Raw genomic sequence first — 20,729 nt, forward strand, 5'->3', positions numbered from 1 at the left:
CCTGGAATGGCCATGCCTCCCGCCTCTTGCATGCCCGGCAGACCAGCACCTTGTGGGAAGTTTGTACCGGCAGCCGGCACGAAACCGGGTGTTTGTGCAGAGACACCCGAGAGGGAGGGGGCGCTGTTTGACAGGGAGGGCGTACCGGCTAATGCCGCGTCCGAACTCGACAGGGAAGGCGTGCTTGACAGCATGGCGTCCGATCCAGGTTGGGTCGGCACACTAGTCAACGCAGCCTCCGTTGCCGGCATGGCGGTATTGGTCGCGACGACAGAGGCAGTATCCGGGGATATGCCTGGGATGGCGTCAGGCATGTGCAGCCCGGGCCGCGCCGTGCCGGTGTGCGACGCAATGGCCGGCAAGTCCACGGTGGCGGGCAAAGCGCCTTCCGTGACGGAGGCAACTGATGCGGCATGTGTCGCGCTGCTGGCAGCGGATGCGGTCGCGCTGAACAGGGTGCCGGCGCCCGCGGCAAGCGTCGAGAGCAGGGCGGCGTTGGGCGGTTCGCCAAGACGATGCGTGGTGTTTTCGTAGTGTGCGTTTTGGTCGGTCTGCTCGGTGCGGCCGTTGTTTTCAGCGCGTTCGTCGTAGTGACGTGTGTCGCGAGCGCCAGTCTTTGTGCTTACTTGTGCTTCTGTCGTGCCTTGTGCGATTGGCGCAGGCGATTGCGCGTCCTTAGCATCGACATCGGCAATGGCATTGGCACGATCGGCGTCGCCCCGGGCACGTAGCGGCGTTGCCGCTGCAATGGTCGTGGCAACCGCCGCGATCATGCCGGCGCCCGTTGCGCCGAGAGGCAAGGCATGAGGCGCGAGGTGCTCTGCTGTACGCGAGGTCTCGTGCGTGGTCTCGGCGGTTGCGGCCGACGCCTGCGGCGTCGCGCGGGGGGTGTTTGAGACCGCTTGGGTGTTGCTGATATTGCTCGCACCGACCACGCCTGCGCCGACGACGCTTGCCGCCATCCAGCCTGCGCTTGACGGGCTCGCCGTCGCGGGATTCGCGGCTATCTGACTCGGGGCGGTTGCGCTGAATGTTGACGGCACGGTGTCCGGGCCGACGTCGCCCTGCGCCCCGTCGGGCAGGCTAGGCGCGTTGAGCGTGCTGGCGGTGGTTGTGGCGTTGCCGAAAGACGCCGACATTTCTGACGTGGCGGACGGGGACGCCAGCGTGCCCGAGGCTATCGAGGCCGACGTATCAAGTCCCGGCGAACCGAGCGACGGTGCAAGGTTCTGTGCGTTCAAGGGCGCGTTGCCAAGAGGCGTGAGGTCGACGCCGGTGGGCACAGATGTGTTGCTCAGCGTGGCGGCCGAGAGGGCGCCACCGGCTTCGGATGGGGCGAGCGCACCCGTTGCAGCGATGCCCGCGCCCGCGGCGATAGTCGCGCTTGCGCTTGCGCCTGTGGCTGTAGCAATGCTCGTGCTTGCACCAGTGGCTGCCGCACTCGCGGCGACGGGCGTGCTTGTGCCAGCGGGTGCTGCGTTCGCTGCGATGCTGGAGCCTGCACCCGCGGCGAGGCCCGCATTCGCGCTGGCACCCGCTCCCTGGCTAGCAATGATGCCCGCCTCTGGGGGCAGCGTAGACGGGGCAACCGGAGCGCTTGCACTCGCTGCGCCTGCCGGAGGCGTGCTGGCCGTGTTCTGGCCGCTCGTGTGGGTCGCGACGGAAGGGGCTGTGGCCGCCGTTGCCGCAGCGGAAGCGTCAGGGGACGCCGTGGTGGAGGCAGAGGCGGTCTGTAAGGCTGGTGCCGCGGCGGAGTCGGGAGCCGCGTCCGGAGCCGCAGCAGGCATCGCAGCCGGCGCCGATGCTGCTTGTGCCTGTGCGGGTGTCTGTGTCGCAGCAGGAGCCGAAGTCGAGACGGGTGCCGAACCCGAACCCGAACCCGAACCCGAACCCGAACCCGAACCCGAACCCGTCACAGGCGTAACTCCCCCCGCCGCCGTTCCGCCATCGGGCCGGGGCGTCTGCGGCGCGACCTTGTCGCCTTGTGCACTGTTTGCGGCACTGGCCTCGCCAGTCATTGCCGGCGCGGCGCTTCCCGCCGTCCCCGCATTCGAGACGTCGGCCTGCGGCGTCGGGCTTGCTCCTGCCGATGCGGCCGGCGATGTCGAGGAGGCACCCGGCAGCGCCGAGCCTGCGCCCACGCCGCCATCCACCCCCGTCGCCGCACCCGCACCCGCACCCGCACCCGCACCCGCACCCGCACCCGCACCCGCACCCGCACCCGCAAACGTCGCCGCGCTACTGATCATTTTCGATGCGCCCTCGGGCGCGACGGAGGCCAGCATGTCGGTCGCGGCGGGCATTGCCGCCATGGGGTTCTTGATCAATTCTGCGGCCTTCGTCACCGTGCCGGCGGCCGCTGTTGCGCTGTCGATCATGCCGCCCGCGCCAGGCGCGACCGAGCCTAGCAGGCCGGACGCGGCCGGCAGCGCCGACATCGGGTTCGCGATCATCGCCTGCGCCTGCGACACCATGCCCATCGTGTTCTTGGCGGTGTTCAGCAGCCCGCCCACGGCGGGGCTTGCGCCGCCCAGCAGCCCGGGGGCGGCCGACAGCGCGCCCATCGGGTTCTTGGCCAACCCGGCCAGCGTATTCGCCTGGCCGGCCAGCTGCGAGAGCTTGGAGGCCGCGCCAGCGGCAGTCTTGCCCAGGTCGCTCAAACCGGCAGGCATCGCCTCGCCCAGCGCGCCCAAGCCACTGTCCGCAACGCCGGCACCACCTGCGCCGCCGAAGCCGGCCATCAGGCTGGCGCCGGCCTTCTTTGCCGCCGTGGCGAAGACGCCGTCCTTATGCACCAGCTCCGCGCTGACGATGAGCGGGTCATCGACCGTGGTGCTGGGCAGGGCGGGAAGATTGGCCGCATCGCTGCCCGGGCCAACGAAGTTGTGCGTGGCGCCCTTGACCGAGAACAGCCCGGGTCCCTTGAAGACGATGTCGGCGCCGTCGAGCGTGACGCTGCCGCCGGCGGCCTGCAAGGTGACGCGCTGGTTGCCCAGGATCTCGATGCCCTCGGCGGATGAGGTGACGGTGATGTCCTGGCCGGCCAGCGCCTCCAGGATGTCGGTGTGCGCATGCAACGAGACGGGCGCTTGCGCCGAGATGGCGCGGATCGGGCCCTGCTGCGCGAACACGCTGGCAGACCGCGCCGAGACAGCGGCGTACGTCTGTTGAGCCGCGACGTGGGCATCGGATTGGGCGGTGGTGTGCAGGTGCTCGCCCGCATGCAGCACGGCGCTGGCCGGGGTGGCCAGGTTCAACGAATTCGGTGCATCGACAAAAAGGTGGGGGCCATTGATGCGTTCGACGGGGGCATCGCCAGTGCGCTGGCCGCTGGCGGCCTTGCCAGCGGCCTGGCCGTTGACCTGCGGTGTGTAGCGACCTTCCTGCTCGGGATCCAGGGCCTGGAGCAATGCGTCGTAGCCCTCGGCCGCAGCCAAGGGGCGTGCCTGATGCTGGCCGGCGCTATCGTTCAGGCGCCGCGAGGCGTCTTGCGCACCGCGCAGCAGCAGCAGCGCTTCCTGCGCGTCCGCCTGCGTGGACTTGCCCTGTTCGCGTGCGGTGGCCGACACCAGCATGCCCTGGCCCGATCGCACGACCGCCCAGGCGTCCGAGCGCAGTTCGAAGCCGGTGCCGCGCCATTGACCACGGCTGGCCGCATCCAGTTCCTGTTCCACCAGGTAACCCAGACCCAGTTGCGTGGCGGCGGTGGAGCTAGCCAGGCGCGTGCGCAGTTTGCCCTTGGTGTCGTCAAAAACCCATTGGTTGCGCCCCGCGCCGTCCAGCCCCTGGCTGTGCCATCCGCTCAGGACGCCCGCGTGATTGGCGTCGCCGTTCTCGCCGGCGGACCACGGCGGCAGATCGGCATCGTTGTAGAGCTGGCCTGCGACCACGGGCTGGTCGATATCGCCGTCGATGAATTCGACGATGACCTCGGTGCCACTGCGCGGCAGATGATGCGCGCCCCAGTTTGGTCCTGCCTGCGAACTGGCCACGCGCAGCCAGGTGCCGGATCGTTCGTCGCCCGGCGCGTTGCCACTCGCGTCGCCGTGGGTGCGGTGCGGCAGGCCGCCCGGCAGCGGCTTGTCGCCGCGTTGCCAGGGGAATTGCACCTTCACGCGCAGATCGCGGTCGGACGTAATGGATGCGTCGCTGGCGCTGACCACGACGGCGGCAAGGCCTTCCGGGGCGGTCGGGCGGGGCAGCCAGACGGGCATCAGCGCCGCGGCTTCGGGCTGCGCGCTGAAGCGGTTGCGGTAGGTGCCACGCTCCATGTCGGGCGTGTCCAGCACCTGGGCAGCCTGTCCGCCCAGGTTGTTGGTGGCCTCGTGGATGACCTCCAGCAGGGCGTAGCGGTTGCCGCCCAGTTCGTCGACCGCCTGCCCGCCGCCGCCTTGCGCGTAGCGCTCGTGTTGGGTCAGCGCGAACAGCCGGCCCGGCGCCAGCGAACGCACGGTGCCCGCGCCGTCGAAGCGCACCAGTCGGGATTCATGGGTGCGCAGCGACCGCGCCACGCTTTGTTCGGCGGCGTCGTCATCGGCATAGCGGCCGTGTCCGGCGTAGTCGTAGTCCTCAAGCACGGGCAAGGCTTCGACCTGGACCTGCGATCGGGTCTTTGCGGCGTGGGCGGTCAGCGTGCGTTCGTTCCAGGCCGCTCGCGCGACGGCGTTCGGACGCACGGCCTGGGCCGCCGCGAAGCGCGTAATGCTGTCGCTGGTTTCCGTGGCGTCGCTGCGGTGAAAGCGCAAGGGCGACGCCGGATCTTCGGGGCGGGCGGCATCCGCATCGAAAATCACCACGCGATGGCGTGCACCGCCGCCTGAAGCCTGTGCGTCGTCTTGCTGATGTTCGAAGCGATAGCTTAAGCCGGCCTCGGCCAGGATGCGCGCAACGAAGTCCAGATCGGATTCGCGGTACTGCGTGCACGTCGTGCGCGGCGCAAGCGCATCGGTCAGCTCAAAGGCGAACGCGGCCTGGGGATAATCCGCAAACACTTCGCTAACGATGTCCTGCACCGACAGGTCCTGATAGATGAAGCTGTCGCGCCGCAGCGCCAACGCGGCCATCCACGGCGCGGCATGGAGGCGGTAGCGGGCCAGTCCGCCATCGGCGCCCAGGGCGTCAACGCCTTCGACGACCGCGTGCCAGCGCCGCATCGAGCCGTCGGCCTGCAGCAGGCTGACGGTGATCTCCTTGCCCAGCAATGCCGCCACGTCGATCTCGGCGCTGGCGGCCAGGCAGTCGAGAGTCAGCGAGAACAGGCGCGAGACGCCTTCGCGCAGCGTCATGCGTTCGGCAACCAGCTCCGCGTCCAGCGGTGCGCTCACGCGCAAGAGGCGCGCTTGTTGCGACAGGGTGGCGATGTTCAGCGACGAGTAGGCCGGGGCGTTCGAAGGCAAGGCGTTCATAGGGCTTGGCGGTATTCGATCGGCGGAGCCGAAGGCGCGCAGCGCGCGCCGGAAGGGACGGGGGCGTGTTGTGCGGGGCGCGCTAAGGCAGCGATATCGTCAGATGCGCCGCGCGCGGGCCCAGCTTGACGATGTCGTGATAGGGCGCCATGGCGGTTTGCATTTCCGTGTTCAGGAAGTGGCCGATACCCAGGAATGCCAGCAAGCCCATCAGTGCAAACACGGCCATGATCGACCACAGCGGCACGTCACGCTTGAGCGTGTGGGCAACCTTGTCCGGCAGTGGCCAGTGCGGCGCGAAGCCGGTGCGCTTGCCGCGCAACAGCGCGATCTCGTCGCCCAGCCGCGCCGTCAGATAACCCAGCTTCTCCTGGCCTTCGATCAGGTACTTGCCCTGAAAGCCCAGCAGCAGGCACATGTAATAGATCTCCAGCGATTGCAGGCGCGGCGCGCCCTGCGCGCGCAGGTCTTCAAGCCGGGCAAAGAAGTTCTCGCCAGCCAGTTGCTCGCCGAACAGGGTCAGCTGCAACGGCTGCAGCATCCACGTATCGCGGATGGCGAAGCGGGAGTTCAGCACCGTTTCGTCGACGGCCGCGCAGAACGCGTACTTGGTGGCGTACACGTCTTCAGCGGGGATATCCATCTTCTTGGCGGCGCGTTCGTAGTCCGCCAGGAACTGTTGCACGCGCGCGGAGAAGGCGGCCGCATCAGTGGGTTCCTGCCCGCTCTTCAACAGGAACAGCATCAGGAAGCCGTCGTACAGCAGGTCCAGCAATGACTTGGCGGGGCGGCTGGCGTGGAAGTCGGCAGCACGCGGAGGCAGTGTCGCGCCGGGCATCAGGGAGGGGGCGTCAGCGGTCATGGCGATGTCGTTCCTGTCAGCGGGTCACTGCGATCAAATCCAGCTTGAGTTCGGGAATGCCTGCGGGGGCATAGATGGCGATGCTGCGCGCCTGCAGCATGCGGTCGTACAGCGACCCGCGCGTCTGCAAGGCGAAATACACAGCCCCCGGCTTTACCGGCACGGCGGGCGGCACTTGCGGCGTGTAGCTCAGCGGCACGCCGGGCATCGCGGACAGCACCAGCTTGTCGACGTCTTCCGGCGCACCCACCTTGAAGCGCATGGGCACGCTCTCGGCGAGTTCGGCGGCAGGCATCGCCGCTTGCACGGCCAGATAGAGCGACGTCGTTTCGTCGAGCTTTTCCGAATCCAGCCGGCCCATGTGGAACGATGGCCGCAGTTCTTCAAGCACGATCGAGAAGTAACGCGTGGAGATCACGGTTTCAAGCAGGTCGCGCAGGATCTCGTCCATGCGGGCGAACGCGGGCCCAGGCGCATCGTGGCGATACACGGGCAGGTCGGCCAGTGTGTGGACCTTGGAAAACGTCATCAGCGCACCGGCCAGCCGCGCCAGTTCCTGGAACAGGCGTTCGGGATGCAGCTGCGGGTGATGGAACAGGTGCGAAAGCGTCGCGTAGGCTTCGTTTGCGGTGTGCAGCAGCCAGAACGAGGCAACGTCGCCCGAGCGGAATTCAATGATGTTCTTGCTGGGCTCGCGATGAAAACCGTAGAGCGCGTTGACCTTGGCCTGCAACGCATCAAGCAGGCGGCGCAGTTGCTCATGCAGCGCGCCGGAGGCCGTCAGCGACAGACTGGGGGCGATGAACGTGGTGTCCAGTTCATACCCGGCGCTTGCCGTGCGGCGCACGCGGGCGACGGGAATCGCCAGCAGTTCGTCACGCGGTTCGAATTCGGAGATCAGCCGCACGTCCTTGCGCAAGAAGGCGAGTTCTGCGGTCGTGGCGCCCGTGTAGAGATCGGGCGCGGGCGTGTTGTTGTGCGTGTAGCGCGTGTCGAAACTTGCCGCTGCCTGGCCATCGCGATAATTGCCGCCGATCGCCTTCAAGGGATGGATCGCCAGATAGAACACCGCTTCGCTCACGCCGTCCAGCGCCGTCAGCGCCACGGGCGGCGGAAGCTCATCACCGTGCGGCGCGTTGTAGAGCTCGCCATCCGGAAACACGGCGCTCATCTCGGTCGCGCGCAGCATGCCGTTTGCCAGCGCCGACGCATCGAAGCGCGCCGCGCGCAGGCCCCACGCATACGGGTGCAATGCGCGGGCCATCTCGGCCAGCCGGTCTTCGTGATACGCGTCCTGCCGCTGAAAATGCTGCGGTCGCAGGAACAATCCTTCGCCCCAAAGGACTTTGGCTGAGTAACTCAAGTTGGCGCTCCCTCTCTTGTCTTTCTATGTCTATATATAGAAGGCGGGCGGCCGCGCAGTGCGCGTCAACCGGGACACTGCACGCCGGACAGGCGCGCGGGATCATAGGTTGGTATGCCCGCCGGCAACGTGGGTTTACCCGTGGCGACCGTCAGCGCACACGCATGCGCGCCCAGGACGATGCCACTGTCTTCCACGCCGTCGACCTTGAATACGTACTTCCAACGCATCGGCGCGGGGGCATAGAACAGCCCTGCGATCGCGATGTAATCCGCTTGCTTGGGGACTTTTTCCACGCCCTCGTAGCGCTGTCCTGGCGTGAGCGTGAGCTCGCGCGAACCCAACAACGTTTCACCTAGCGCCGCTTTCTCTTGCGCAGTGTCTATCAATTGCGTGAGCGGTGCACGTTGGAATTGCTCAGGATTCTTCAGGTAGTATATTTTTGTAACGACAGCCATCGATTGCCCGCTGCTGGCATTCAAATTTTCTCCGGCGTGTATCGCCAATTTCACTTCCACAGGCGCGTTTTCCTGCTTTTTCAAGCCCGCCATCTCCATCGCATTACCCGTCAAACCGGCCACTGCGCCGATAGCCGATACGGCCGCACATCCAGTAATGGCGGTGCTTGCAAGCGTGCAAGCAATCACTGCGAAGAAGCGTGATAAATGGATATGTTTGGACATGGCCCTTTATACCGGAACTGTGTGAAGCAATACAGATCGCAGCATGATGAATGCAAATTCGATGCAAGTAACATGAAGACACTCGCTGTAGCGCTGTACTAACAAAAGGTTGTTGAAATACGGCCCCTAGTTACAACCTTGCTAGGTGCTTAAAAATGCCCTTTTCCCGCCTCGTTGTTCTTGCAGGTGTCGTTGCAGTAATGGCCGGCTGTGCATCGGTAAAACCGCAGTCGGAAGCGGAATTCAAACAATCCATGGATGCGGCGCAAAAGACGCTGGAACAGAAGGGATCCGACCAGGCTGTCGCGCAGTTCGAAGAGATCGCGCAGCGCAATCCGTCCAAGGGAGAACCCTGGTCTTACATCGCGAAGATCCGGTTCGACGAACAGAAATACGGCCAGGCCATCGTCGCCGCCGATGAGACGCTGAGCCGCGACCCGCAGGACTTTGTCGCCAAGACCGTGCGTGCGGTGGGCGGCCTGCGGGTGGCGATGCAGTCGCTGGCCGACCTGCGCGCCGACGCGCTGCTGGCCGGTAATGCACGCGCCGATGCCGTGGCGCTGGCCGCGTCGATGCGCGAGACCTTGGGACAGGACGTGTTGTTCCCCGAAGGCCGCCGTCCGCCGCCGCCGCGTCCCCGCCAGCCGCGCAAGGTGGAGCCCGCCACGCCCGTTGGCGCGGCGCAGGATGCCGGCGGGGCAGCCCCCGCATCGCAAGCCGCGTCGTCCAGTGCGGCGCCCGCAACCGTTCCCGCAGCACCGCCAGCGGCCCAGCCGTCAGCGCCCAAAGTCCCCACCCCCCCCGCCCAGCAGCCTAATCGCGCGCCGAATCCGTTCGGCGACCTGCTTACCAAGTGATTCGCCTCGGCGTGTGCCGCGCCATGCGGCGCACGCTTGACCGACAGACACGATCCTTTGCACGGAGCCTTCCATGGCCAAGAAAGAAAGCGTTCAGAAACGATTGCAGAAAGTTCGCCCGCCGCGCGTTCAGCTCACGTATGACGTGGAGAAGGGCGACGCCATCGAACAGAAGGAGCTTCCCTTCGTGGTCGGCGTAGTGGGTGACTTCAGCGCGCAATCCGAAGCCGAGTTGCCGCGGCTGAAGGACCGCAAGTTCGTCAACATCGACGTCGATAATTTCGACGACGTGATGCGCGGACTGGAGCCGCGCGCCGCGTACCGCGTGAAGAACAGCCTGACCGAAGAGGGCGGCACGTTCGGCGTGGACCTGAAGTTCCGGTCGATCGAGGATTTTCGTCCGGAGGCCGTCGTGCAGCAGGTCGACCCCCTGCGCGAGCTGCTGGACATCCGCACCAAGCTGGCCGACCTGCGCAACAAGCTGGCCGGCAACGACAAGCTTGAAGACCTGCTGGGCGAAGTGCTGACCAGTACGGAAAAACTGCAACAGCTGACCAGCGAGACCGACAAGGGAGGCCGCAATGAGTAATTCCGCCGCCGCGCAAAACACCGCCGCCGCCACCGCGGCCGATACCCAGAGCGGGCTGCTGGATCAGATCGTCGAGCAAAGCCGCGTGGCCAAGTCCACGGCCGAGCACGACCGCGCCAAGGACATCATCGGCGAACTGGTGCGCGAAGTCATGAAGGGCACCGTAGTTGTGTCCGACAACCTGTCGGCGATGCTGGACGCGCGCGTCGCCGAGCTGGACCGCCTGATCTCGGCGCAACTCAGCGAAGTGATGCATGCGCCTGAATTCCAGAAGCTCGAGAGCACGTGGCGCGGCCTGCACTACCTGTGCCAAGAGACCGACACCAGCCCGATGCTGAAGATCAAGGTGCTGAACACCACCAAGCGCGACCTGGTGCGCGACTTCCAGACCGCGATCGATTTCGATCAAAGCCTGATGTTCAAGAAGGTCTATGAAGAAGAGTTCGGCACCTTCGGCGGCGCGCCGTTCGGCGCCTTGCTGGGCAACTTCGAAATCACGCGCCAACCCGAGGACATGTACTTCATCGAACAGATGTCGCACGTGGCCGCGGCCTCGCACGCGCCGTTCATCGCCTCGGCGTCGCCCGAACTGCTGGGGCTGGACAGCTTCGCTGACCTGGGCCGTCCGCGCGACCTGGCCAAGGTGTTCGACACCGTGGAATACACCAAGTGGCGCAGCTTCCGCGACTCGGAAGATTCGCGCTACGTGGGCCTGACCATGCCGCGCTTTCTGGGCCGCCTGCCGTATGACCCCGTAGAGGGCACCACGGTCGAAGGCTTCAATTTCGTCGAGGACGTCGACGGCACCGACCATTCCAAGTACCTCTGGTGCAACGCCGCGTGGGCGTTCGGCGCGCGCCTGACGGCCGCGTTCGCGGACTTCGGCTGGTGCGCGGCGATCCGCGGCGTGGAAGGCGGCGGCCTGGTCGAAAACCTGCCCACCCACACCTTCAAGACGGACGACGGCGAAATCGCGCTGAAGTGCCCGACCGAAATCGCGATCACGGACCGTCGCGAAAAGGAATTGAGCGACCAGGGGCTGATCCCGCTGGTGCATTGCAAGAACTCCGATTATGCGGCCTTCTTCGGCGCCCAGTCGGTGCAGAAGGCCAAGAAATACAACACGGACAGCGCCAACGCCAATGCGGTGCTGTCGGCGCAGCTGCAATACATCTTCTCGGTATCGCGCGTGGCGCATTACCTGAAGGCGATGATGCGCGACAAGATCGGCAGCTTCGCGTCGGCGCAGTCCGTAGAGAGTTTCCTGAATCGCTGGGTGTCGCAGTACGTGCTGCTGGACGACAACGCGACGCAGGAGCAAAAAGCGCAGTTCCCGCTGCGTGAAGCTTCGGTGCAGGTGGCCGAGGTCCCTGGACGTCCTGGCGTCTTCCGTGCCGTGGCGTTCTTGCGGCCACATTTCCAGCTTGACGAACTCTCGATCTCGTTGCGTCTGGTTGCCGAACTGCCGGCCCAGGCCCAGAAATCCTGAGCGTCATTGCACTGACAACTCATCCATTAAAAGAGGTTATCAACAATGAAGGACATCTACGTCAAGTTCGGCAATCCGGCGCTCAAGGGCGAGTCGCAAGACAAGGACCACCCGGATTGGATCGAAGTCAGCTCATGGCGCCACGAGATCATCCAGCCGCGCTCGGCCACCGCCTCGACCTCGGGCGGCCATACCGCTGAGCGTACCGAACATGGGGAAATGGTCTTCACCAAGGACCTGGACGTCGTCAGCCCGCTGCTGTATCAGCACGCCTCGGGCGGCACCACCTTCGACGAAGTCACCATCGACTTCCTGCGCGCCGACGGCGAAGGCAACCGCGTCAAGTATCTCGAGATCAAGCTGAAGTACGTGATCATCGCCCGCGTTGCGCCCGAAGTGGTCGCCGAAGGGCTGCCGCACGAGTCGTTCTCGCTGAAGTACGCCGCCGTGCAGTGGAAGTACACGCAGCAGAAGGTGGGCGGCAACCAGGGCGGTAATGCCCAGGGCGCCTGGAGCCTGACCAAGAACGACAAGACCTACTCGGTCTGATCGCGGCTGCATCGGCAAGAAGACCGCGGCCCGTGCCGGGTCGCTGTCTTTTTTATTTGAGGCCCCGATGAAAGGATTCGAACCGAGTCTGTTCGACAAGCTGTTCGAAGGAGAGGGCCAGTCGCCCTATGCGTTGCGCCGCCTGTCGATCGAAGAAATGAAAGAGACGGTGGCGCGCGACATCGAGGCCTTGCTGAACACCCGCATGGTGTTCACCGAGGAAGACTTGAGGCGCTATCCGAACTGCCAGCGGTCGTTGCTGACGTACGGGCTATCCGACTTTTCCGGATTGAGCCTGGCCAGCCACTACGACCGCGAGTTCATCTGCCGTTCGCTGGAACAGGCGATCGCGCGGCACGAGCCCCGGCTGACCCATGTGCGGGTGATGCTGCAGGTCGACAGCCGGGCGACGTCGGTGCTGTATTTCGCGATCACGGCCATGCTGGACGTGGGGCCTGCCCACGAGCCCGTGACCTTCGACGCGACATTGCAGCCGTCGACCTTGCAGTACTCCGTGACCAAGGGTTGGGCCAAGAGCCCGGCCACGGTCTGACGCATCAATCCGTAGTGCAGGTGCACTGGCGCGCTGGAAGGGAAGACAACAATGGAAGAATTGCTGCCTTATTACGAGCGCGAACTTGGTTTTCTACGCAGTTCGTCGCGCGACTTCGCCGAACGGTATCCGAAGATCGCCGCCCGTCTCGGGCTCTCTGGCGAGACCTGCGAGGATCCGCACGTCGAACGCATGATCGAATCGTTCGCATTGCTGAGCGCCCGCATCAACAAGAAGCTGGACGACGACTACCCCGAATTCACCGAGGCGCTGTTCGAGGTGATGTACCCGCACTATCTGCGGCCGTTTCCGTCGTGCAGCGTGGCCCAGTTCGACCTGGGTGGCGCGGGCGCCCAATTGACCGCGCCTGTGCGCATCGCGCGTGGCACGGAGTTGAAATCGCATCCGGTGCGCGGGGTGGCGTGCCGGTTCCGCACGGCCTATGAGGTGACGCTGGCGCCCATCGAGGTGCAGCGCGCCGGTTTCGTGTCCAGCGCCAACGCGCCGGCCACGGCCAAGCTGCCTGCGGGCGTCACTGGCCGGTTTTCGGTCACGCTGGGCTGCCAGGGCGAAACCCAGCATTTTGGCCTGCCTGGCGTGGACAAGCTGCGGGTGTACCTGCATGGCGAACCGTCATTCGTGGCGGCGCTGCGCGATGCGCTGTTCCTGCGCACGGCGGCGGCATATGTCGAGTTGCAGCCGGGGCGATGGGACCGCCTGCCCGCGATTCCGCTGGCGCAGGTCGGACTTGCCGAGGACGATGCCCTGATCGATTTTCCGGCCAGCTCGCATCCGGCTTATCGGCTGCTGGCCGAATACTTCGTCTTTTCCGAAAAATTCAATTTCGTCGATATCGACCTGGCCGCGCTGCGCCCCTATCTGGGTACGGCGCGGCAGTTCACGCTGCATCTGCCGGTCAGCGGGTTGCGCGCCGATTCCAATACCGCGCGCCTGCTGGAGTCGACGACGGTGGACAATCTGCGGCTGGGCTGCACGCCGGTGGTGAACCTGTTCACGCAGCGCGCCGACCCCATCCGCGTGACGCATGCGGCCGCCTCGTACCCGGTGGTGGCCGACGCGCGGCGCGCTTTTGGCTACGAGGTCTATTCGATCGACCGCGTGCGCCAGGTGCGCCAGAACGCGCAGGGCGACGCGGTGGTGGACTTCCGGCCGTTCTATTCGCTGCATCATGGCGAGTCGCCGGAGGCCGCCGGCCATTACTGGACGATGCGGCGCGATGCGGCCATGGCGCAACGCAGCCCGGGCTACGAGACCGAGATCTCGATCGTCGACATCGATTTCGACCCGTCCGTGCCGCAGACCGAAACGCTCAGCCTGGACCTGACCTGCACCAACCGTGACCTGCCTTCGCACATCGCCGTGGGCCAATCGGGCGGCGACCTGTTCCTGGAGGGCGGCACGGTGGCGCGCGCCATCCGCATGCTGCGCCGGCCGACGAACTCGCACCGGTTCCAGCAGGGCCGTGCCGCGCACTGGCGGTTGATTTCGCATCTGGCGCTGAACCACTTGTCGCTGGTGCAAAGCGGGCTGCCCGCTTTGAAGGAAACCTTGCGCCTGTACGACCTGTCCGGGTCGGCCGTGGCCGCGCGCCAGATCGAAGGGCTGGTGGGCCTGGACTACAAGCCGGCCACGCACTGGATGCCTGGCGAGCCTTTCGCAACCTTCGTGCGCGGCATCGAGATCCGCCTGACCGTCAATGAAGACCATTTCGTGGGCACCAGCCTGCACACCTTCGTGGCGGTCATCAACCGATTCTTCGGCCTTTACGTGCACGCCAACAGCTTCGTGCAACTGGTCGTGCTGTCGCGCCGCGGCGCAGAGGAACTACTACGATGCCCCCCATGCAACGGCGACGCCATCCTAGCGTGATGGATACGCTGCTGGCAGAGCCGCAGCGATTCAAGTTCTTCCAGGCGGTGCGCTTGCTCGAGCAATGTTTTGCTCGCCAGGAGCGGGGCGGCACGCGGCACACGGTGCCCGTGCATCTGCGCTTTCCCAATTCGCCGGGGCTGGGCTTTCCCCCCAGCGAAATCGTCGATGCGGTGGCGTACGACAAGAACGGCGAGGTGCTGGCCGACGAGGCGGCGCGCAAGGCCGCCGTGGCCGAGGGGCGGCTGGGGCGGGTGGACCTGACTCCGGCGTTTTTTGGCCTGCTTGGGGCGCAGGGCGCGTTGCCGCTGCACTATTCCGAGATGCTGGCCAATCGCGAGAGCCTGCGGCGCGACCGCGGCGCGCGCGCCTTCTTCGACATCTTCTCGAACCGGGCGGCGGCGCTGTTCTATGCGGCCTGGAAAAAGTACCGCATGCCATTGCGGCATGAAACCGAGCAGGACCATCATTACCTGCCGCTGCTGCTGGCGCTGGGCGGCATCGGTCATCCCGCGCTGCGCGACCGACTGCACAACGGCGCCGGCCGGGTCTATGACGAATCCGTCGCCCACTACGCCGCGGCGGCGCGCCAACGGCCCGTGTCCGCGCCGTTCCTGCAACGCGTGCTTCAGGATTACTTCGGCGTGCCCTTGCGCGTTGAACAGTTCGTGGGCCGCTGGTACGACGTGCCGCCGCAGAACCGCACGCAACTGGGGCACCCGGGGGCCGTGCTGGGCGTGTCGGCGCTGGCTGGCGACCGCATCTGGCAGCGCGACCTGCGCATCCGGCTGTGGATCGGGCCGCTGTCGCGCCAGGCGTTCGCGGACTTCCTGCCGGGCGGCGAGCGGGCCCAGGCGTTAGAGAAATTGCTGACGATGTTCGGCGGCATGACCTTCGAATACGAGGTTCGGCTGGTGCTGGCGCGCGAGAGCGTCACCCCCAGCCAACTGGGCGAAGGCGGCGAGGTGCGCCTGGGCTGGAACTCGTTCCTGTGCACCGGCCCGGCCGACGCGGACCGCGACGACGCCAGCTACGAACTGCACACCATTCACTGATCCATCAGACATAGAAACTCATGGCTACACCGCTGAAGACCTTGATCGGGAAGTTGAACCAGACGTGCCGCCAGGCTGCCGAACGCGCCGCCAGCCTGTGCATGGCGCAAGGCCATTACGAGGTGGATCTGGAGCACCTGTTCCTGGCGCTGCTGGAAAAGCCGGCCAGCGACGTGAGCATCATCGCGCGGCGCTGCCATATCCATACCGACGCGCTGGAAGCCGACCTGAAAGCCGAGATCGGCCGCTTCAAGAACGGCAACACGCGCACGCCGGTGTTTTCGGCGCATCTCCCCAAATTGTTCGAGCACGCCTGGCTGATCGCGTCGCTGGACACGCAGACGACGCGCATCCGCTCCGGGCACCTGTTGCTGGCGCTGCTGACCGAACCTGACCTGGCGCAACTGGCCCGGCGGGGGTCGACCTTGTTCGAGTCGTTCCGGCTGGATGAACTCAAGCATGACTTCGCGGCGCTGACGGAAGGGTCGGAGGAGGCCGGGCAGGCCGTCGCTTTCTCGGAGGGCGCGGCGTCCCAAGGCGAGGCCGGGCAGCCGGCGCCGGGGCTGACCCAGACACCCGCGCTGGACCAGTACACCACCAACCTGACCGAACGCGCCCGCGAAGGCAAGATCGATCCGGTGATCGGCCGCGACGCCGAGATTCGCCAGATGATCGACATCCTGACGCGGCGCCGGCAGAACAATCCCATCTTGACCGGCGAGGCGGGCGTGGGCAAGACCGCCGTGGTCGAGGGCCTGGCGCTGCGCATCGTGGCAGGCGACGTGCCGCCGGCCTTGGCCGACGTGACGTTGCGGGTACTGGACATGGGTTTGCTGCAGGCCGGCGCCAGCGTCAAGGGCGAGTTCGAAAACCGCCTGAAGAACGTGATCGACGAGGTCAAGAAAAGCCCGTCGCCCATCATCCTGTTCATCGACGAAGCTCACACGATGATCGGCGCGGGCGGGCAGGCGGGCCAGAACGACGCGGCCAACCTGCTGAAACCCGCGTTGGCGCGCGGTGAATTGCGCACCATCGCCGCCACGACGTGGAGCGAATACAAGAAGTTTTTCGAGAAAGACGCGGCGCTGGCCCGCCGCTTTCAGGTGGTCAAGGTGGAAGAGCCTGACGAGGGGCTGGCCGCGTCCATGCTGCGCGGCATGGCGCCGCTGATGGAGCGGCATTTCGGTGTGCGCATCCTGGACGAGGCCATCAGTGCCGCCGCCCGGCTGTCGCATCGCTACATTACCGGCAGGCAGTTGCCCGACAAGGCGGTGAGCGTGCTGGACACGGCCTGCGCGCGCGTGGCCCTGGGCCGCAGCGCGACGCCCGCCTTGATCGACGACGCGCGCCATCGCCTGACCCGCCTGCGCACAGAACAGGCGGCGTTGCGCCGCGAGGCCGCCACGGGTACGCCGAACGCGCGCCTGGCTGAACTGGACCAGGAGATCACGACGGTCGAGCAAACGCTGGCGGACGCCGAAGCGCGCCATGCGGCCGAGACCAGCCTGGTGGAACGGATCCACGCGTTGCGAGGCGAGCTTGAAGCTCAAGGGCAGGACGCGCCGGTGGCCGATGCCGCGGCGCCGTCCTCGTCGCGGCGCAAGGCTGCCGCGCCAGCGCTGACGCCAGAGCAGCAGCGGTTGGCCGGATTGATGGACGAACTGCGGGCATTGCAGGGCGAGCAGCCGCTGGTGCCCGCCTGCGTGGACGCCCAGATCGTGGCCGAAATCGTGTCGGCGTGGACGGGCATCCCGCTGGGACGTATGGTCAACGACGAGATCCGCACGGTGCTGCAACTGCAGCCAATGCTGGCAGAGCGCGTCATTGGCCAGGACCACGCCTTGCATGCCATCGCGCAGCGCGTGCGCACCGCGCGCGCCGGCCTGGAAGATCCGGACAAGCCCAAGGGCGTCTTCCTGTTCGTGGGGCCGTCGGGCGTGGGTAAGACCGAGACGGCGCTGGCGCTGGCCGACATTCTGTACGGCGGCGAGCGCAAACTGGTCACGATCAACATGAGCGAATACCAGGAAGCTCACAGCATCTCGGGCCTGAAGGGGTCGCCGCCGGGCTACGTGGGTTACGGGGAAGGGGGTGTCCTGACCGAGGCGGTGCGGCGCCAGCCCTACAGCGTCGTGCTGCTGGATGAAATAGAAAAGGCCCACCCCGACGTGCTGGAGCTGTTCTTCCAGGTGTTCGACAAAGGCGTGATGGACGACGCCGAGGGCCGCGAGATCGACTTCCGCAATACGCTGATCATCCTGACGTCCAACGTGGGGTCCAGCACGATCATGCAGGCGTGCCTGAACAAGCCGGCCGACGAACGCCCCTCGCCTGACCAGTTGTCGGAACTGCTGACGCCGCAGCTGTACAAGGCGTTCAAGCCCGCCTTCCTGGGCCGCATGAAGACCATCCCCTATTTCCCCGTGGACGACGACGCACTGGCGCACATCATCGGGCTGAAGCTCGGACGCATCGCGCGCCGGGTGCAGACTACGCACCGCGCCGTATTCGAATGGGACGAGGCGCTGGTCGAGGCGGTGCTGGCGCGTTGCACCGAAGTGGATACCGGGGCGCGCAATGTGGACCATATCCTCAACGGCGCGTTGCTGCCCGAGATCGCTGAACAGGTGCTCAGCCGTATGGCGCAGGGCGAAACCATCGCCAAGATCCGCGTGGGCGCGGGCAAGAACGGCGACTTCCGCTTCCGCATGAGCTGACCAGAGGAGACGCCGACATGGCCCTTGAACTAGCCGCCGCCAGCCTGTTGGGCGCAGGCTTCACCCAGGCTGATCGCCTGCTGGACCTGAGCACGCCGCTGGGCCAGGACAAATTGCTGGCGGAGCGGCTCTACGGCACCGAGCAATTGAGCGACGGCGGCTTCGTCCTGCACGTGGATACGCTGTCCGACGATGCGCACATCCCGCTGAAGTCGCTGATTGGCCAGCCGGTGCAGGTGACGCTGCAGACCGCCTTGGGCCGCGACGAACACCGTGGCTGGTGCGGCCTGGTGTCCGAGGCCCGCTTCGACGGCGCGAACGGCGGCTTTGCGCGCTATCGGCTGCGCATCGAACCGTGGCTGGCATTGCTGCGCCAGCGGCGCGACAGTTACGCGTTCCAGGACTTGTCGGTGATCGAGATTATCGACAGCGTCTTTGGCGACTACAACGGCCAGGGCGCGGTGGCGCCGCAATGGCGCTGGGAAGTGAAGGACCGCGACGCCTACGCGAAGCGCAGCCTGACCATCCAGTACCGCGAAACCGACTACGCCTTTGTCGAGCGCTTGCTGGCTGAAGAGGGGTTGTTCTATTGGGTCGAGCACGAGGCGGGTGAGGGCGAACCCGGCGGGCATACCGTCGTCATCGCCGACCACAACGGAGCGTTCGAAGCCGGCCCGCAAGAGAGCGTCAAGTTCCAGCGCGCCGACGCGACCGAGACCGAAGACACCATCCAGGCCTGGCGGCAAAGCCGCACCTGGCGCACCAATGCCGTGCGCCTGGCCACCTGGGACTACCGCGCGATGCAGGCCCGCAAGGCCAGCGCCCAGGTCGACGACAAGCTGCCCAACGCCATGGAGCTGGCCGACTCCGATTACCCCGGCCAGTATCTGTTCGAGGACGGAGATCAAGGCGACCGGCTGGCCCACAACGCGCTGGCCGCGCAGCGCGTGCGCCAGGCCCTGCATGAAGGCGAGGGCACCGTGCGCACGCTGGCGGCGGCGCAGCGGTTTACGTTGACGGGCCATTGGGGGCCGTCGCAAGGCGCTGGCGCGGATTTCGTGGTGCTGCGCATCCACCACGAAGCGCGCAACAATTTCGACGAAAGCTTGGGGCGCGCGGTGGCCGACGCGCTGGGCGCGGCCGGCGAGTTCCAGGACGACAAGGCGGACTTCTACCGGAACCGGTTCGAGGCGATTGCCGCCTCGCTGGAGTACCGGCCCAGTACCCGGGATGGCCACGGCGCGCGGCTGCATCCGCGCCCCACGGTGCATGGCGCCCAGACCGCGCTGGTGGTGGGCGCGGCCGACCCGGTGCATACCGACCGTGACCATCGCATCAAGATCCAGTTCCATTGGCAGCGCGGCAGCGCTTCCAGCAATCGCCAGGATCACCCGGCGGGCGCGGACAATGCACCGGCCAGCGATGCGCTGGGCACCTGGGTGCGTGTCGCCGAGCCGGTGGCCGGGTCCGATTGGGGCGGCCATTTCGTACCGCGACTGGGGCAGGAAGTGCTGGTGCAATTTCTGCATGGCGATATCGACCGCCCGGTGGTGGTGGGCGCCTTGTACAACGGCGCGGGCACCGAGAACGCCGCGAACAACCAGGTGCAGGGCGGGGCCGCCAAGGCCACCGGCAACGCGCCTGCCTGGTTTGCGGGTAGTGAAGCGGGCCATGCGCACAATGTCGTGATGTCGGGCTTCAAGACGCAGGCCCTGGCCGAAAGCGGGCGGGGCATGGGGGGGTTCAACCAGCTGGTGCAGGACGACACCCCGGGGCAATCGCGCCTGACCGCGTCCACCACGCAGGCCGAGGCGCGGTTGAACCTGGGGCACTTGAAGCAGCAGCGCGATAACGAACGGCTGTCTGACCTTGGCCATGGCGCCGAGTTGGCCACAAGCGAAGCGCTGGCGCTGCGGGCAGGCGAAGGCTTGCTGATCAGCGCGGACAAGCGCGAGGGTGCTGCCGGCGGCTTGCTGGACAGCGAAGAGGCCATCAAGCAGATGGAAAAGGCCATCGAACAGGCGGGCGAGCTAGCCGCCACGGCCGTCCGCCAGGAAGCCACGCTGTCGGGCGATAGCGACAAGACGCGCGCGTTGAATGAGCTGGACGCGGTGCGCAAGGTGATCGAGGGCACCAAGGCGGAGGAATCCGTCACGGTGCCTGCCTATACGCAGCCGCACATCCAGGTGAGTGCACCCAAAGGCATCGGCCAGTACACGCCGCACAACGCTTTCACGGTAGCCGGAACCACCTTGTGCCAAGTCGCGCCCGACGTGAACTGGGCCGCGGGCGCGAACCTGGCCATCTGCGTGGCGCAGGGCGTGGTGCTCTTCACCAAGGGACTGGGCGGCAGTGGCCGCGCGGTTGAGGAACAAGGCATCCGTCTTCACGCCGCCGGCGGCAAGTTGCGCTTGCAGAGCCAGAAGGCGCGCATGCGTCTGGCCGCGGAAAAGGCGGTGACCCTGGTATCGGCGCAAGGCGCCGTCGACGTGAACGCGTCGAAGAAGGTGCTGGCCACGGCGGCGGGCGCCTATATGCGCATCGAGGGCGGCGGCATCCAGCTGCATGCCCCGGGCAAGGTCGAACTGAAGGCGGGTGTGCATAACTGGGTGGGGCCGCAAAGCGGAGCAGGGCCGGCCCAACCGCCGCAGGGGGATATGGAAGGCTGCGCCGCGGCGCTTGAAGACGCGGCCGGCAGCGGCGCGTTGGCGGCGTGA

13 protein-coding genes are annotated in these 20,729 nt (G+C 66.3%); 9 read left to right on the forward strand and 4 right to left on the reverse strand.

From position 1 onward, the window contains the following. The 4 genes from tssI to tssJ form a co-directional block, all read right to left on the reverse strand. Positions 1-5,405: type VI secretion system tip protein TssI/VgrG (tssI, locus tag AC27VE_RS12955; RefSeq protein WP_488704058.1), on the reverse strand; the 5,405-nt coding region annotated here is incomplete at its 3' end. Positions 5,406-5,487: 82 nt separating this feature from the next. Beyond that, entirely contained in the window at positions 5,488-6,267 is a 780-nt protein-coding gene (gene icmH, locus AC27VE_RS12960) for a type IVB secretion system protein IcmH/DotU (RefSeq protein ID WP_390882064.1), read from the reverse strand. A 16-nt stretch (positions 6,268-6,283) separates the two neighbouring features. Then, entirely contained in the window at positions 6,284-7,630 is a 1,347-nt protein-coding gene (gene tssK / locus AC27VE_RS12965) for a type VI secretion system baseplate subunit TssK (RefSeq protein ID WP_088589392.1), read from the reverse strand. Between the two features lie 65 nt (positions 7,631-7,695). After that, positions 7,696-8,313, reverse strand: a complete 618-nt coding sequence (gene tssJ / locus AC27VE_RS12970) for a type VI secretion system lipoprotein TssJ (RefSeq protein ID WP_427959020.1) — start codon at positions 8,311-8,313, stop codon at positions 7,696-7,698. Positions 8,314-8,567: 254 nt separating this feature from the next. Here tssJ and AC27VE_RS12975 point away from each other — a divergent pair, with 254 nt between their 5' ends. The 9 genes from AC27VE_RS12975 (at position 8,568) to AC27VE_RS13015 (ending at position 20,729) form a co-directional block, all read left to right on the forward strand. Next, positions 8,568-9,170: a tetratricopeptide repeat protein gene (locus tag AC27VE_RS12975; RefSeq protein WP_488704059.1), complete on the forward strand. Its 603-nt coding sequence runs from the start codon at positions 8,568-8,570 to the stop codon at positions 9,168-9,170. Between the two features lie 73 nt (positions 9,171-9,243). Next, a complete protein-coding gene (tssB, locus tag AC27VE_RS12980) occupies positions 9,244-9,759 on the forward strand; it encodes a type VI secretion system contractile sheath small subunit (RefSeq protein ID WP_006226593.1) in 516 nt (171 codons plus the stop codon). After that, complete coding sequence (gene tssC / locus AC27VE_RS12985; protein WP_280026376.1) at positions 9,752-11,248, forward strand: type VI secretion system contractile sheath large subunit; 1,497 nt, start codon at positions 9,752-9,754, stop codon at positions 11,246-11,248. The genes tssB and tssC overlap by 8 nt, the downstream gene beginning before the upstream one ends. 45 nt (positions 11,249-11,293) lie before the next feature. Beyond that, the gene (locus tag AC27VE_RS12990; RefSeq protein WP_006226591.1) at positions 11,294-11,797 is read left to right on the forward strand and encodes an Hcp family type VI secretion system effector; all 504 of its coding nucleotides are present in this window, start codon (positions 11,294-11,296) and stop codon (positions 11,795-11,797) included. A gap of 67 nt (positions 11,798-11,864) precedes the next feature. Continuing rightward, complete coding sequence (gene tssE, locus AC27VE_RS12995) at positions 11,865-12,350, forward strand: type VI secretion system baseplate subunit TssE (protein ID WP_006226590.1); 486 nt, start codon at positions 11,865-11,867, stop codon at positions 12,348-12,350. Between the two features lie 51 nt (positions 12,351-12,401). Continuing rightward, the gene (gene tssF / locus AC27VE_RS13000) at positions 12,402-14,240 is read left to right on the forward strand and encodes a type VI secretion system baseplate subunit TssF (RefSeq protein WP_280026377.1); all 1,839 of its coding nucleotides are present in this window, start codon (positions 12,402-12,404) and stop codon (positions 14,238-14,240) included. Continuing rightward, positions 14,204-15,295 carry a type VI secretion system baseplate subunit TssG gene (gene tssG, locus AC27VE_RS13005; protein ID WP_488704060.1) on the forward strand — a complete coding sequence of 364 codons (1,092 nt, stop codon included), beginning with the start codon at positions 14,204-14,206 and terminating at the stop codon, positions 15,293-15,295. The genes tssF and tssG overlap by 37 nt, the downstream gene beginning before the upstream one ends. 20 nt (positions 15,296-15,315) lie before the next feature. Beyond that, positions 15,316-18,012, forward strand: a complete 2,697-nt coding sequence (gene tssH, locus AC27VE_RS13010) for a type VI secretion system ATPase TssH (protein WP_488704061.1) — start codon at positions 15,316-15,318, stop codon at positions 18,010-18,012. Positions 18,013-18,029: 17 nt separating this feature from the next. Beyond that, entirely contained in the window at positions 18,030-20,729 is a 2,700-nt protein-coding gene (locus AC27VE_RS13015) for a type VI secretion system Vgr family protein (protein WP_488704062.1), read from the forward strand.

The sequence above is a fragment of the Achromobacter sp. 18P8.1.1 genome (assembly GCF_057799415.1).

Bases quoted from the DNA above. Each gene is read 5' to 3' on its own strand.
- icmH (WP_390882064.1), bottom strand. From the start codon at position 6,267: ATGACCGCTGACGCCCCCTCCCTGATGCCCGGCGCGACACTGCCTCCG.
- tssB (WP_006226593.1), top strand. From the start codon at position 9,244: ATGGCCAAGAAAGAAAGCGTTCAGAAACGATTGCAGAAAGTTCGCCCG.
- tssH (WP_488704061.1), top strand. From the start codon at position 15,316: ATGGCTACACCGCTGAAGACCTTGATCGGGAAGTTGAACCAGACGTGC.
- AC27VE_RS13015 (WP_488704062.1), top strand. From the start codon at position 18,030: ATGGCCCTTGAACTAGCCGCCGCCAGCCTGTTGGGCGCAGGCTTCACC.
- tssC (WP_280026376.1), top strand. From the start codon at position 9,752: ATGAGTAATTCCGCCGCCGCGCAAAACACCGCCGCCGCCACCGCGGCC.
- AC27VE_RS12975 (WP_488704059.1), top strand. From the start codon at position 8,568: ATGGATGCGGCGCAAAAGACGCTGGAACAGAAGGGATCCGACCAGGCT.
- AC27VE_RS12990 (WP_006226591.1), top strand. From the start codon at position 11,294: ATGAAGGACATCTACGTCAAGTTCGGCAATCCGGCGCTCAAGGGCGAG.
- tssJ (WP_427959020.1), bottom strand. From the start codon at position 8,313: ATGTCCAAACATATCCATTTATCACGCTTCTTCGCAGTGATTGCTTGC.
- tssE (WP_006226590.1), top strand. From the start codon at position 11,865: ATGAAAGGATTCGAACCGAGTCTGTTCGACAAGCTGTTCGAAGGAGAG.
- tssF (WP_280026377.1), top strand. From the start codon at position 12,402: ATGGAAGAATTGCTGCCTTATTACGAGCGCGAACTTGGTTTTCTACGC.
- tssG (WP_488704060.1), top strand. From the start codon at position 14,204: ATGCCCCCCATGCAACGGCGACGCCATCCTAGCGTGATGGATACGCTG.